General features: G+C 67.1%; 12 protein-coding genes. 7 read left to right on the top strand and 5 right to left on the bottom strand.

Going from position 1 to position 13621, the window contains the following annotated elements:
- On the top strand, positions 1 to 991 hold a 991-nt coding region (locus E4L98_RS10420; protein WP_205746697.1), incomplete at its 5' end, for a TnsB C-terminal domain-containing protein.
- Positions 992 to 1198: 207 nt separating this feature from the next.
- Here E4L98_RS10420 and E4L98_RS30640 read toward each other — a convergent pair.
- Positions 1199 to 1420 (bottom strand): hypothetical protein, encoded by a 222-nt coding sequence (locus E4L98_RS30640; RefSeq protein ID WP_229257348.1) that lies wholly within the window; start codon positions 1418 to 1420, stop codon positions 1199 to 1201.
- Between E4L98_RS30640 and E4L98_RS10415 the strand changes: the two genes are divergently transcribed.
- The 5 genes from E4L98_RS10415 to E4L98_RS10395 all read left to right on the top strand — a co-directional run bounded on the left by E4L98_RS10415 (position 1356) and on the right by E4L98_RS10395 (position 7427).
- Positions 1356 to 2903 carry a flavin monoamine oxidase family protein gene (locus tag E4L98_RS10415; protein WP_229257347.1) on the top strand — a complete coding sequence of 516 codons (1548 nt, stop codon included), beginning with the start codon at positions 1356 to 1358 and terminating at the stop codon, positions 2901 to 2903. The two genes, E4L98_RS30640 and E4L98_RS10415, sit on opposite strands and share 65 nt — an antisense overlap.
- The gene (locus tag E4L98_RS10410; protein WP_135201494.1) at positions 2900 to 3313 is read left to right on the top strand and encodes a c-type cytochrome; all 414 of its coding nucleotides are present in this window, start codon (positions 2900 to 2902) and stop codon (positions 3311 to 3313) included. The genes E4L98_RS10415 and E4L98_RS10410 overlap by 4 nt, the downstream gene beginning before the upstream one ends.
- A gap of 11 nt (positions 3314 to 3324) precedes the next feature.
- Complete coding sequence (locus tag E4L98_RS10405; RefSeq protein WP_135201493.1) at positions 3325 to 3828, top strand: RidA family protein; 504 nt, start codon at positions 3325 to 3327, stop codon at positions 3826 to 3828.
- 69 nt (positions 3829 to 3897) lie between these two features.
- Positions 3898 to 6381 carry a TonB-dependent receptor plug domain-containing protein gene (locus E4L98_RS10400; RefSeq protein ID WP_135201492.1) on the top strand — a complete coding sequence of 828 codons (2484 nt, stop codon included), beginning with the start codon at positions 3898 to 3900 and terminating at the stop codon, positions 6379 to 6381.
- Between the two features lie 149 nt (positions 6382 to 6530).
- A complete protein-coding gene (locus tag E4L98_RS10395) occupies positions 6531 to 7427 on the top strand; it encodes an alpha/beta hydrolase (RefSeq protein ID WP_135201491.1) in 897 nt (298 codons plus the stop codon).
- Between the two features lie 20 nt (positions 7428 to 7447).
- Here E4L98_RS10395 and E4L98_RS10390 read toward each other — a convergent pair whose 3' ends face one another.
- Positions 7448 to 7762 (bottom strand): nucleotide pyrophosphohydrolase, encoded by a 315-nt coding sequence (locus E4L98_RS10390; RefSeq protein WP_135201490.1) that lies wholly within the window; start codon positions 7760 to 7762, stop codon positions 7448 to 7450.
- A 125-nt stretch (positions 7763 to 7887) separates the two neighbouring features.
- On the opposite strand from E4L98_RS10390, the gene E4L98_RS10385 reads away from it, so the two are divergent.
- Positions 7888 to 8757, top strand: coding sequence for a GIN domain-containing protein (locus tag E4L98_RS10385; RefSeq protein WP_135201489.1), 870 nt, complete (start codon positions 7888 to 7890; stop codon positions 8755 to 8757).
- Between the two features lie 63 nt (positions 8758 to 8820).
- On the opposite strand, the gene E4L98_RS10380 is transcribed toward E4L98_RS10385, so the two are convergent.
- The 3 genes from E4L98_RS10380 to E4L98_RS10370 form a co-directional block, all read right to left on the bottom strand.
- Entirely contained in the window at positions 8821 to 10320 is a 1500-nt protein-coding gene (locus E4L98_RS10380; RefSeq protein WP_135201488.1) for a methyl-accepting chemotaxis protein, read from the bottom strand.
- Positions 10321 to 10405: 85 nt separating this feature from the next.
- Positions 10406 to 11038, bottom strand: coding sequence for a GIN domain-containing protein (locus E4L98_RS10375; protein ID WP_135201487.1), 633 nt, complete (start codon positions 11036 to 11038; stop codon positions 10406 to 10408).
- 114 nt (positions 11039 to 11152) lie between these two features.
- Positions 11153 to 13570: a chemotaxis protein CheW gene (locus E4L98_RS10370; protein ID WP_229257346.1), complete on the bottom strand. Its 2418-nt coding sequence runs from the start codon at positions 13568 to 13570 to the stop codon at positions 11153 to 11155.
- Positions 13571 to 13621 lie beyond the last annotated feature (51 nt).

Raw genomic sequence — 13621 nt, 5'->3', positions numbered from 1 at the left:
GCCCGACGGCGCGGCCTTGCCGGCGGGCCGGCCGGGCGCCGGCTTCTATCTGGACGCGGTGCGCGCCGAGGTGCAACTGGTGTCGCGCGCCGACCGCCAGCAGGCGATCGGCCGGCCGCTGGTGTATGTGGTGACCGATCTGTTCAGCCGCATGGTCACCGGTGTCTACGTCACGCTGGGCGAGGCGCAATGGCCGCACGCCATGCTGGCCCTGGCCCACTGCGGCGCCGACAAGCAGCAGTACAGCCAGCACTACGGCCGCCGCATCGAGGCGGAACAATGGCCGTGCCGCCATCTGCCGGAGGCGCTGTTCGTCAACGCCGCGCTGACGCTGGGCTGGAGCGGCGACACGCTGCTCAATAACTTCAACCTGCGCTGCGTCGCGGCCGACGAGGGCCCGGACGACTGGCGCGAGCTGCTGGCGCGGCGTTTCCGCCTGCTGCCGCCCGGCGCCGACGGCGTCCCGTGCCGGCTGGACGGCGTGCTCGATCTGGATCAGTTCACGCGCATCGTGATCGACTGCGTCCTTTACTACAACAACCGCTGCCAGCTGGCGCACGCCGGCGGCCTGACGCCGCGCCAGCTGTGGCACTGGGGGCGCGAACACCGTGGCGGCGGATTAAAGATCTATCCTGAGCAGCTGCTGCGCTGCAGCCTGATGCCGGTCGGCGTCGGCACCGTCAGCGCCGACGGCATCCAGCTGTTCGATACGCTGTACACCTGCGCGCGCGCCATCAATGAGCGCTGGTTCGAGCGTGCCCGCCTGCGCGCGCCGTGGAGTGTCAAGCTGGCCTACGACCCGTCCAACCTGGACACGGTGTATCTGCTGGACGCCGCCGCGCCGATGCAGTTCCATGCCTGCCACATGGTGGACAGCCAGAGCGCGCGGCGGCTGCTGTCGGTGGCGGAAGTGGCGCGGCTGCCGCGCGCCGCGGCCGCGGCCACGCCCTTACGTAGCACTACGCAGAGCTACGCGGTCCTCACCAACTGAGGGCAACCCATTGCGTGCACGCCCCGCATCGGAAAGGTGCGGGGCGTTTTTCTTTCGCGCAAGCGTTTCCTCAATGGCGCCGAATAAAGTCTGTTCGCCCGCGCCCCTGCGGCGGCGGTACAGACAGAATTCCGGGGCTGCGCGAAAAGACATTGTTTTATATTGTTTAGTCCGTTCCCGCCGCTGTTCCGCCGCGCCGAAGCATGTTTATTTTTTGTCCATGCGTGGCACGCCGTTTGCTATAGAGGAACTATGGGCAAGCAAGTCGCCCAGGGTTTTTTCAGCAGACTGGCGAGGAAGGCAGATGGACAGTAAAACAGTAAAACCGTATAAATCATTTACTTCATTTACGAGGAGGGATTTTCTGTACCGGGCCGCCGCCGTGGGCGGCACCGGGCTGCTGTTGAATACCATGAATGCCTGGGGCATGGGCATCGCCTCGACGGCGTCGGCGCCGCCTGAGCTGAGCGGCAACGGCCGCGGCAAGAAGGTGCTGATCCTGGGCGCCGGCCTGACCGGCATGACTGCCGCCTACGAGCTGGAAAAGCTGGGCTACAAGGTGCAGGTGCTGGAGGCACGTTCCTTCGCCGGCGGCCGCTGCCAGACCGCGCGCAGGGGCTTCAGCCTGACCGAGCTCGGTGGCGAAAAGCAGACCTGCGCCTTCGACGACGGCCATTACATCAACCACGGTCCGTGGCGCATTCCGATGCACCATCAGTCGACACTGCACTACACCAGGCTGTTCGAGGTGCCGCTGGAGGTGATGGTCAACGATAACGACCACTCGTACCTGTACTCGGAGAACGCCGGACCGTTCGCCGGCAAGCGCCTGCGCCAGAAGGAGGTCAAGGCCGACATGCGCGGCCATGTGGCGGAACTGCTGGCCAAGTCGGTCAAGAACCGCCAGCTGGATCAGGAACTGACCGCCGACGACCAGCGCCTGCTGCTCGACTATCTGCAGCACGAGGGCGCGCTGACGGCCGGCGACCTGCAATACAAGGGCCGCAGCGGCCGAGGTTATACCGTCAATCCGGGCGCCGGCCTGTCGCCGGGACCGGGCACGCCGTCCGATCCGCTGGGCTTCAAGGACCTGCTGGCATCGAAGCTGGGCAATGTCTACAGCGCGGTGCAGGATTTCCCGATGCAGAACACCATGTTCCAGCCTGTGGGCGGCATGGACGCGATCGCAAAGGCATTTGAAAAGCGCGTGGGCAAAACCATCCGCTACAAGTCGGAAGTACAGACCATCCGCCAGAACGACAAGGGTGTGACCGTGACCTACAAGGACACCGGCACCAACAAGGTCAGCTCCATCAGCGCCGACTACTGCCTGGTCGCGATCCCGCTGTCGGTGCTGCGCCAGATCGATACCGACTTTTCGGACAAATTCAAGAAGGCCGTCGCCACCGTGGCCTATGCGCCGGTGGGCAAGATCGGCCTGCAGATGAAGCGCCGCTTCTGGGAAGAGGACGACCATATCTACGGCGGTCACATCATGACCGACCTGAAAGGCATCAACACCATTTCGGTGCCTTCCTACGGTTTCCAGAGGAAGAAGGGCGTGCTGCTCGGTTATTACCAGTACCAGACGGCCGCCATCGAAGTCAGCGCACTGTCGCCGAAGGAACGCGCCGAGTTCGCGCTGGCGGCGGGCCAGAAGATCTTCCCGCAGTACACGGAGAACTTCGAGAACGCCTTCTCGGTCGCCTGGCACCGCGTGCAGTACAACCTGGGCGGCTGGGCCGAGTGGACCGAGAAGACCCGTGCGGCCGCCTATCCGGTGCTGCTGGAGGGCGAGGGCCGCATCCTGCTGGCCGGCGAGCACCTGAGCTATCTGGGGGGCTGGCAGGCCGGCGCCATCGAATCGGCCTGGCAGCAGCTGGCCAAGCTGCATGAAAGGGCGAGCGCATGAAGGAAGCATTGATCAAGGCCGCCATGCTGATCGTGGCGCTGCTGGCCGCCGCCGCCACGGCGCCGTCGCACGCGCAGGAGAGCGACGGCAAGGCGCTGTTCCTGAAGAATTGCGCGGCCTGCCACCAGGCAACTGGCAAGGGCATTCCCGGCGCCTTCCCGGCGCTGGCCGGCAATCAGTTCGTGCAGGGCAAGGGCGGCGACGTCGCCACCGTGCTGCTGAAGGGGCGCGGCGGCATGCCCGACTTCAGCGAGAACCTGAGCGACCAGGAGATCGCCACCGTGCTGACTTTCGTGCGCAGCGCCTGGGGCAACAAGGCCGATGCCCTGAGCCCGGCGGAAGTGAGCGCGCTGCGCACCACGCTGGGCGTCGACCCGTACGGCAACACCACCATGTCCAACAAACACTGAAAGAGACCGCGATGAAAAAAGCAATTGCCGCACTGATGATGACTGCCGCCTGCGGCACCGCCGCCGCCGCATCGGCCACGAACAAGGCCGACATCGTGCGCCACAAGATACCGAACTCCGACTTCCCGATCGCGCTGGCGGTCAGCATTCCTCCAACGGCGACGATCCATTTCGTCAGCGGTCAGGTGCCGGCGGTGATCAACAAGGATGCGCCGGCCGATTCGATCGAATCGTTCGGCGACACCAAAGCGCAGTCGGAATCGGTGCTGAAGAAGATCAAGGAAATCCTGCAGGGCATGAAGCTGGACATGTCCGACGTGGTGAAGATGCAGGTGTTCCTGGTGGGTGATCCGTCCAAGGGCGGCAAAGCCGACACCAAGGGCTTCATGGAAGCGTACACGCAGCACTTCGGTGGCAGCCAGCCGAATCTGCCGGCGCGCGCCGTGGTGCAGGTGGCGGGGCTGAGCAATCCTGGATGGCTGGTGGAGATAGAGGTGGTGGCCGCCAAAAAATAAACCAAGGCCATCGAGCTGAATGCAGCAAATCGGGAGTTTTCTTTTTTATTCAAAAATGGGGAAATAAATATGCATAAGGCCACACTCAAGATCGGCGTCGCAGCCGTGCTGTCCACCCTGGCGTTCGGCGCGTACGCCGTACCTGGCGCCGCCGCCGCGGACGCCGACGATGCGCAAGCCGCCACCGCCACCGCCGCCGCCGATGCGGGCGCCGGCGCCAGCGTCAGTTCGGTGATCGTCACCGGCACGCGCGCCGGCGGCATCAAGGCCGAGAACAGCGCCTCGCCCATCACGGTGGTGGATTCCGGCTCGCTGCAACGCACCGGTCAGCCCGATCTGATCCAGGCGCTGGCGCAGAACCTGCCGTCGTTCACGGCGCAGGCGTTCGGCGGCGACACCGCCAACCTGACCTTGTCGGCGCGGCTGCGCGGCCTGAGCCCCAACAACACGCTGGTGCTGGTCAACGGCAAGCGCCGTCATGGCACCGCCAACCTGGCCGTGCTGGGCGGCCCGTACCAGGGCGGCGCGGCGGCTGACCTCAACTACATCCCGGTCGCGGCCATCGACCACATCGAGGTGCTGCAGGACGGCGCCGCCGCGCAGTACGGCTCCGATGCGATCGCCGGCGTGGTCAACATCATCCTCAAATCGAACAACCATGGCGGCACCGCCTCGGTCAACGGCGGCGGCTACTCCGACGGCGGCGGCCGCACGCTGGACGGCTCGGCCAACATCGGCCTGGAACCGTTCGCCGACGCCTACCTGAACCTGACGGTGGAATCGAAGTACCACGGCTACAGCGACCGTGGCGGCATCGACCCGCGCGTGATCGATCCGGCCAACATGGCGGCCTATCCGGGCATGTTCCAGGAGCCCGGCTATCCGCACGTGAACCACATCGCCGGCGATGCGCAGTACCACCTGAACATCTTCTCGGCCAACTTCGGCTACGACTTCGCGCCGGACGCGCAGGTCTATGCCACCGTCACCGCCGGCCGCAAGGAGGCGCGCGCGTTCGAGAACTACCGTCTGCCGAGCCGCCTGCCGAAGATCTATCCGACCGGCTTCTCGCCCAAGGAGACGATGAAGGAAGAGGACTTTGCCGTCACCGCCGGCGTCAAGGGCAAGCTGGAAGGCTGGAACCTGGACCTGAGCTCCACCTATGGCCGCGACAAGGCGCGCATCGGCGTGGCCGATTCGGGCAACGTCTCGCTGTTCAACGACACCGGCTACACCCCGACCGTGTTCAGCGCCGGCGCCTTCATCGCCAGCCAGCTGACCACCACGCTGGAAGCCAGCCGCGAGTTCGAGATCGGCTGGGCCAAGCCGCTGAACATCGCCGGCGGTATCGAGCACCGCATCGACAAATACGAGATCCAGGCCGGGGATCCGGCGTCGCGCTACAAGGAAGGCTCGCAGTCGTATCCGGGCTTCTCGCTGACCGACGCCGGCAGCCACCGCCGCACCAACCAGGCGGCCTACATCGACTTCGCCACCAACCCGCTGACCGATTGGACGGTGGACGTGGCCGGCCGCTATGAGCACTTCAGCGATTTCGGCAACGCCAAGGTCGGCAAGGTCACCAGCCGCTACGACTTCTCGCCGGTGGTGGGCGTGCGCGGCACGGTGTCCAACGGCTTCCGCGCGCCGACCCTGGCCGAGGAATACTACTCGGCCACCAACGTCGGCCCGACCACCGCCTTCGTGCAGCTGGCGCCGAATTCGGCCGGCGCCAAGCTGGTGGGAGTGGATGGCCTGAAGCCGGAGCACTCCAACAACCTGTCGTTCGGCCTGGTGCTCAACCCGGTCAGCAACGTGTCGATGACCCTGGACGTCTACCAGATCAAGATCCGCGACCGCATCGTCGGCTCGGGCGCGCTGTACGGCTCGGGCGGCGCGGTCAACTCGCCGGCGGTGACGGCGGCGATCAAGGCCAATGGCAATGTGCTGGACAGCACCGTCAGCCAGACCGGCATCAACATCTTCTCGAACGCCGTCAACACGCGCAGCCGCGGACTCGAATTCGTCACCACCGTGAATTCCAACTACGGCACCGCCGGCCGCGTCGACTGGTCGATCGCCGCCAACTACAACAAGGTGGAAGTCACCAAGATCAATCAGGCGCCGACCCAGCTCCTGCCGCAGACGCTGCTGGACAAGACCGCGATCTCGGACCTGGAAACCGCCTCGCCCAAGCTGCGCGTGAACCTGGGCGCGCTGTGGAAAGTGGGTAACTGGACCGTCAACCTGCGCGAAGCCATCTACGGCAAGTCGTCGGAATACGGCAGCGAGGACGGCTCGGTGTACCACAAGACCGAGATCTCGACCAAGGCCATCACCGATCTGGAAGTGGGCTACAAGATCAACAACGCGTGGTCGCTGGCGGTGGGCGCGAACAACCTGTTCAACACCTATCCGAACGGCGTGAATCCGGCGCTGCTGGCCGACCAGCGCGCGGCGGGCGACAATGCGGCGGTGACGGTGCTGCCGAACTTCTCGCCGTTCGGCATCAACGGCGGCTACTACTACGCGCGCGCCAACTACAAATTCTAAGCGGGGGCTTAGTTCTTTTCGGCCGCTTCCGGTTCGCCGGAGCGGCCTTTTTTTTATCGCATGGCGTTTGTCGGCGGGCGGGTTTTGCGTGTAGCATGCGATTCCTGACGGTCTGCCCGGACCCGTTCCCGTTGATGGAGCTTCGACACATGCTGAAAAAAATGCGCAGGACTTTGCTGGCGGCCGCGGTGGCCGGCGGCGTCGGCGGGGCGGTTGCCGCGCCCATGACCTTGCAGGACTACCTGGCCCTGAGCGGCCCGGCGCCGACGCTGCACGTGGCGTATGGCGCGGCGCCCTCGCAGTTCGCGGAACTGTTCCAGCCGGCGGGCGCGGGACCGTTCCCGGTGGCGGTGATCATCCACGGCGGCTGCTGGACCAAGGAATTCGGCGGCATCACGCAGATGCGCAACATGGCCGGCGACCTGGCGCGCCAGGGCATCGCCGTATGGAACGTCGAATACCGCCGCTACGACGAGGAGGGCGGCGGCTATCCCGGCATGTACCAGGACGTGGCCAACGCCATGGACCGGCTGCGCGGGCTGGCGCCGGCGCACGCGCTGGATCTGCGGCGCATCGTGCTGGTCGGGCATTCGGCGGGCGGCCACCTGGCGCAATGGGCGGCGTCGCGGGCGAAGCTGCCGCGCAGCAGTCCGCTGTATATGGCCGACCCGCTGCCGGTGCCGGTGGTGATCGCCCTCGGCAGCCTGGCCGACCTGCGCAACGAGCGCGAGCTGATCAAGAGCAGCTGCGACCGCGACATGGCGCAGCTGGCCGGCGTGGCCAGCGCCGAACGGCCCGACATCTACAGCGACACCTCGCCGGCCGAACTGCTGCCGGCCGGCGTGCGCACGGTGCTGATCCACGGCGAGCATGACCACATCTCGCCGACGCGCGTCGGCCAGGACTACGCCCGCCGCGCGCAGGCCGCCGGCGACGCCGCCGAAGTGATCGTCCTGCCCGGCGCCAGCCACTACGACGAAGTGGCCGCCAGCTCGCCGTCCTGGCGCATCGTCTCGGCCCGGATCCGCCACGCAGTCGGGCTGTAGAGCCGGCTCTGACCCCGATCTCAGGCGGGGTATTTGATGGCGTTGAGCGCCATTTTTTCGATGGCGGCGGCGTGCAGGTCGACGTCCAGCTTGTCGGCCAGCTGCACCAGGTAGAGCAGCACGTCGGCCAGCTCGTGGCGGATCGCCTGCCGTTTGGCGTCGTCCAGCTCGGCGTCGGCGCCGCTCGGCAGCCACTGGAAGTGCTCGGCCACTTCGGCCACTTCCACCGACAGCGCCATGGCCAGGTTTTTCGGGGTGTGGAATTGCTCCCAGTCGCGCGCGCGGGCGAACCGCCGCGTGCGCTCGCGCAGGTCGTTCAGGTCGGATGTGTTCATGCCGCTATGGTAGCACCCCGTTTCGGCGTTTCATCCCGGCTTTTCTACCGTTCGTCGCATGCCGGCGGCGGACGGCGGACCGGCTGGCTATAGTGGCAACACTTACTCTCTTCAAGGACCATCCCATGCGCCGCACCATCCTCGCCATCGCCGCTCTTTCCATCCTCGCCGGCTGCGCCGTCATCGTGGTGCCCGATGGCGGCGACGGCAATGTACAGTTCAAGTCCGGCTTCGGCGGCAATGCCGTGCAGGGCAACGGCCAGAACCAGGTCGAGCGGCGCGAGATCGCCACCCTGGACAGCGTCGATATCAATGGCCCGCTGCAGGTCGAGCTGCGCGCCGGCCAGGCCACCTCGCTGCAGGTGGAGGGCGACAGCAATCTGCTGCGGCTGCTGCGCACCGACGCCGCCGGCGGCACGCTGCGGGTCTGGATCGATGGCAGCATCCGCACCAGCAATCCGCTGCGCCTGGTGTACACCACGCCGCAGCTGCACCGCATCCAGTCGAATGGCTCGGGCAATATGGTGGTCAGCGGCCTCAATGGCGAGCCGCTCAGCGTGGCGATGAACGGTTCGCGCTCGGTGCAGCTGGCCGGCCGCGTCAGCCGGCTCGACGTGCGCTTGAACGGTTCCGGCAGTCTGTCGGCCAGCGGGCTGGACAGCGGCGCCACCCAGGCCAGTCTGAACGGCTCGGGCCGGCTCGATCTGGGCCGCCTGCACGGCGACAGCCTGAATCTGGAGGTGCATGGCTCCGGCGGCGTCAACGCCAGCGGCGACGTGCGCACGCTGAACGTGCGCCTGCACGGCTCCGGCAGCGCCGACCTGGCCACGCTGAGCAGCCAGAACGCCGAGCTGGTCAGCAATGGCTCGGGCAGCATTTCGGCCGCCGTGTCGCAGTCGCTGGTGGCCGACGCCAACGGCTCGGGCCGGGTGACGGTGTACGGCAATCCGGCGCAGCGCGCGATCACCGGCAAGCGCGTCACCGTGCTGCAATAAGTCCGACCCGGCGCGCGGTCGGCCGCCAGCGCGCCGCGCTACGGCGGTCGGCCCGGCGCCGACCTAGCGCACCCTGAAGAAGGCCATCGCGCTCTGCAATTGCTCGGCCTGGCTGCTCATTTCCTCGGCGGTGGCGGCCAGCTGTTCGGAGCTGGAGGCATTGGTCTGGGTGGTCTGGCTCAGCTGGCTCATGGCCGCATTGATCTGGCCGGCGCCGGTCGATTGTTCTTCCGAGGCGGCGGTGATTTCCTGCACCAGGTCGGAGGTGCGCTTGATGTTGGGTTGCATGGTGTCCAGCAGCGCGCCGGCCTTTTCCGCCAGATCGACGCTGCCCGAGGCCACCTGTTCGATTTCCTGCGCCGCCACCTGGCTGCGCTCGGCCAGCTTGCGCACTTCCGCCGCCACCACCGCGAAGCCCTTGCCGTGCGCGCCGGCGCGCGCCGCCTCGATCGCCGCGTTCAACGCCAGCAGATTGGTCTGGTAGGCAATGTCGTCGATGATGCTGATCTTCTTGGCGATCTCGCGCATCGCCGTCACCGTCGAGCGCACCGCGCCGGCGCCTTCCGACGCCTCGGCCGACGCCTTGCAGGCGATGTCGTCGGTGACCTTGGCGTTCTCGGTGTTCTGCGCGATCGAGGCCGACATCTGCTCGATCGCGGCGCTGGATTCCTCCGCCGCGGCGGCCTGTTCGCTGGCGCCCTGGGCCAGCGCCTGCGCGGTGGCGCTGACTTCTTCGGAGGCGCTGGCCAGCGCCTCGGCGCCGTCGTTGACTTCGCCGACCACGCGCGACAGGTTGCCGACCATGCTGTGCATGGCCGCCAGCAGGCTGCCGCTGTCGCCCGGTTTCAATTGCACCTGCACGGTCAGGTCGCCGCGCGCCACGCGGTTGGCGATGTCGGCCGCGTAATCGGGCTCGCCGCCCAGCTGCTTGAGCAGGGCGCGCGTGGTGAAGGTGGCGATCAGCGCCACCACGATCAGGGTGACCACGGCAATGACGATGGCGTTGCGCGCGGCCGCCTGTTTGGCCACCACCGCGCGCTCGGCGCCCTGCTTGCCGAGCGCGACGTTGTAATCGAAGTGTTCGTCGATGGCGGCCTGCATCACCTGGATGTCCGGCCGCGCCGCTTCCAGCGCGACGCGCGCCTTGTCGTTGTGGTTGGCGCGCGACTCGACCAGCACGGCGTCGATCTGCGGCAGCACGCGCGCCCACGATTGCTTTTCCTTGTCGAGGATGGCCTTGTCCTTGTCGTCCGACACCAGTTCCTCGTACTGCTTCAGGTACTGGTCGACCAGCTTGCGCATTTCGGCCACGCCGCTGTCCATCTCGGCCACGCGCTTGTCGTCGGTGTTGAGCACGTGCTGGTTGACGCGGATGCGCATGCGCAGCATGGCGTCGCGCAAGCGGTCGATGGTGACCAGGCTGGGCACGGTGTTGACGGTGGAGTAGCTGGCCGCATCGTAGACTTCCTCCATCTGCCGCTGGGCCAGCGTGGCCAGCAGCACGATGCCCAGCAGCGCGGCCGCTGCCAGCGACCCCATTTTTTGCGCGACGCTCAGTCTCATTGCAATCGTCTCCCTGGTGAAGGTACGGTGCTGCAATTCGATACTAACCGCATTCGCACCCGCTGTCACCGGGTGTGGTTGACTATCAGTCGCCGGCCTTGACGTTGCCGATGCCGGACACGGATTTGTTGACAGTCTTCGGATGGCCGTAGTAGGTCAGCCCGCCGATGCCCTTGGCCACCGCGTTCAGCAGCTCGGTGGCGTACACGCTGACATTGCCGACGCCTTCGAAGTTGACGTCGACGCGCTCGGCGCGCAGCTTGCTGGTGTCGACCTCGCCCACGCCCTTGGCGCTCAGGCGCAGATACTTGACCTTGCCGTTGGCTTCCAGGTGGCCGGCACCGAGGTAGCTGATGTCGATGCGGTCGGTGTTGACCTTGTTGAGGATGGTCTCGCCGGCGCCTTCCACCTTGACCCGGCTCAGCGACGGCAACGTGATGGCGATGCGCGGCGCGCCCTTGGACGAGGAAAAGGTCTTTTCCGGCAGCGTCACCTGCAGCTCATTGTCGATCACCTCGGTCCTGAGCGCGGCCACGAACTTGTCCTCGCCGCTGACCACCACCGACTGCGCCTTGCCGACTTCCACCGTCATCGCAAACGCGCCCTTGGCGTTGATGGCGATGAAGGCGGGCAGGTTGCGGCTGGATTCGGCCGCGTGGGCGGCCGCGCTCAGCGCGAACAGGGCGGGGATCAGGACGGCGACAGCGGTACGGCGCATGATAATTCCTCGGTAAGTTTGGCAAAAATGACAGCCCGATTTTACTGAACTTGCCCGCCCGCGCCGACAAGTTTGCGACGAACTGCATAAAACCCGGCCGGTGTTGTGCCGGGACTACGCCCGCAGCCGCTCGTACAGCCGCTCGAGGTCGATTTCCTGGATCAGCAGCTGGCCCTGGTTGGCCTTGATCAGCCGCGGCGCCAGCGCCAGCTCGCCGTGGCCCAGCGGCGAGCCGGTCATGTCGGCGGCGTCGAACTGCTGCACCGAGTGCAGGTCGTCCACCAGCAGGCCGATGGTGGCCGTGCCCTGGCGCACCAGCATCACCTGGCTGTTGTCGCTGACCGCGCCGGGCCGGCCGGTGGCCAGCAGCGCCAGGTCGAACACCCAGACGAAGTGCTTGTGGCCGCCGGACAGCGGCACGTCCAGCATGCCCACGCGCGCCGGATGGCCGTTGCCGGCGGTGCGCTGCACCCTGGCGAACGGCACCGCTTCCTGGATGTGCGCCGCGCGCAGCGCCATCAAGGTGCGGCCGGCGTAGAAGATCGCATAGTCGGCGCCGCTGTCGCTGAGGCGCTCGATGCGCACGCCGGCCTGCGGCGGCAGTTCCTCGCGCACCGGGCCGAACGCCTGCAGCAGCACCGCCAGCACCGGCTGCTCGACGCCGTCGGCGGCGCGGAATTCGCGGTAGCCGACCGCGCGGCTGCAGGCGGCGATCACGTACTGGCCGCGGTGCTGCAGGATGCGCGTGACGCTGGCGCTGGCGCCGTCGGCGGCCAGGGCCAGCAGGCCGCCATCGAGCTGCAGCTGGGCGCCGGTGGGGTAGGCGTCGTCGGTGCCGGCCAGCACGCGGCCATCCGGCGCGACGAAATATGCCTGCATGTTGGGCCGGCCGGCGACGCCGCTGTGCAGCATGTTGAGCAGTTCCGGCGCGGCGTCGAACACGATGCCGATGCCGCCCACCACCGTGCCGCTGTGCTCGGGATGACGGATGGCGGCGTGGTAGATGTAGGTGGCCGCGCCGCCGTAGAAGGCCGAGGGGCCGAACGGCTCGGCGTAATGGTCGAGCTCACTGCGCAGCGCGCTGACCCGGCTCAGCGTGTCGCCGGCGATGTACTGGCCGACCAGCTCGTCGCCGCCGGTGCAGGCGACGATGCGGCCGCCGCGGTCGTAGACGAGCAGGCGCGCGTAGACGGTGTACAGGCTGTTGATGTGACGCAGCACGGCGGCGATGGCCGCGTGCGCGGCGTCGGACGGTTGCGCCAGCCCGCGCCGCAGCTGGGCCGACAGCGCCCACCAGCGGCAATCGTTGGCGCGCTCGTACAGATTGCGGTCCAGCATGTCCACCAGCAGCTGCGCGGTCAGGCCCGCTTCGCTGAGGCTGGAGGCCAGCACGGTCTGGTACAAATCCTGGATCGAGTGCGAGAACAGGGCGTCGCTGCGCTCGCCGGTTTCGGTGATCTGGTCGAGCACGGTGTTGAGCTTGCCGGCGTTGCCGTGGTCGTTGGCGGCGCTGGTCACCTTGCCGTTCCAGACGATGCGCTCGATGGTGCGGGTGGTGCGCGTGACCGAACTCATCAACTCATGCAGCGAGGGGCTGAATGCCTCGGCGTGCGACAGCAGGCCGCGCAGCAGCGCCGGCTCCACCGCGTCCAGCGCTGACGCGGCGTGGCCGCGGAACGCCAGGTCGACCGGCATCATCAATTGCGCCTTCCAGCCGGCCGGGCCGGGGTAGCCCTGGTAGCCGGCCGAGCCAAAGGTGCGCACCAGGTATTCGCGGCCGCCGAACATCTGCAGGCGCGTTTCGGCACCGGTGTTGGTCGGCATGCGCACGCCGGCCGGTATCCACAGCGGATCGGCGCTGCTGATCACCTGGTCCTGGGCATCCAGCAGCAGCATGTTGGCGCGCTGCGAGGGATCGCGGTAGGCACGGAAGATGGCGTCCAGTTCCTGCTCGAAGTGGAAGCACAGGCACAGCACGCCGGCCGGGGCGCCGGTCTCCGGATGCAGCATGCGCTGCGAATACACCAGCGCGCGCGCCTTGCCGGGACGCAGGTCGGTGGCGCGGAAGGTCTCGACGTAACCATCCGTGTCCAGCGTCTGCGCCAGCAGCGGGTCGGCGCTGTGGCTGACCGGGCTGGCGCTGTCGTGCTGCACCAGCACCCGGCCGTCCAGGTCCAGCAGCAGGATTTCATCGTAGACCGTGTACTTGTCGCGGTAATCGTGCAGGCGCTGGCGGGCGGCGGCCTGGTCGTGGTCGAGCCCGGCGACGAAGCGGCACAGGTCGGCATCGGTGGCGAGGAAGCCGACATCGGCGGTGCGCTCGAACAGGTTGCGCACCAGCAGGTCGATCGCATAGCGCGCCTGGGTGCCGAGGTCGGCCAGCACGTGGCGCACCTTTTCCTGCACCAGATTGGCCACCAGCGCTTGCTCGAGATGCGCGAAGCCGGTGCGGGTGGCGATCATGGCCGGCAACAGCAAACGCGCTTCGGCCGGGCAGTTCATCTTGGCGGACGACTCGATAAGCCGCCACATCTGATTCAATTCCCGCAGCGAGAGTTCGCAACGGACGACGTCGGGCATGTG

Origin of the sequence: Duganella callida, assembly GCF_004614165.1 — a bacterium.
Classification (GTDB): Bacteria; Pseudomonadota; Gammaproteobacteria; order Burkholderiales; family Burkholderiaceae_D; genus Rugamonas; species Rugamonas callida.
The sequence above is the reverse complement of the archived record's forward strand: the minus strand, read 5'-3'. Positions and strand labels throughout refer to the sequence as shown.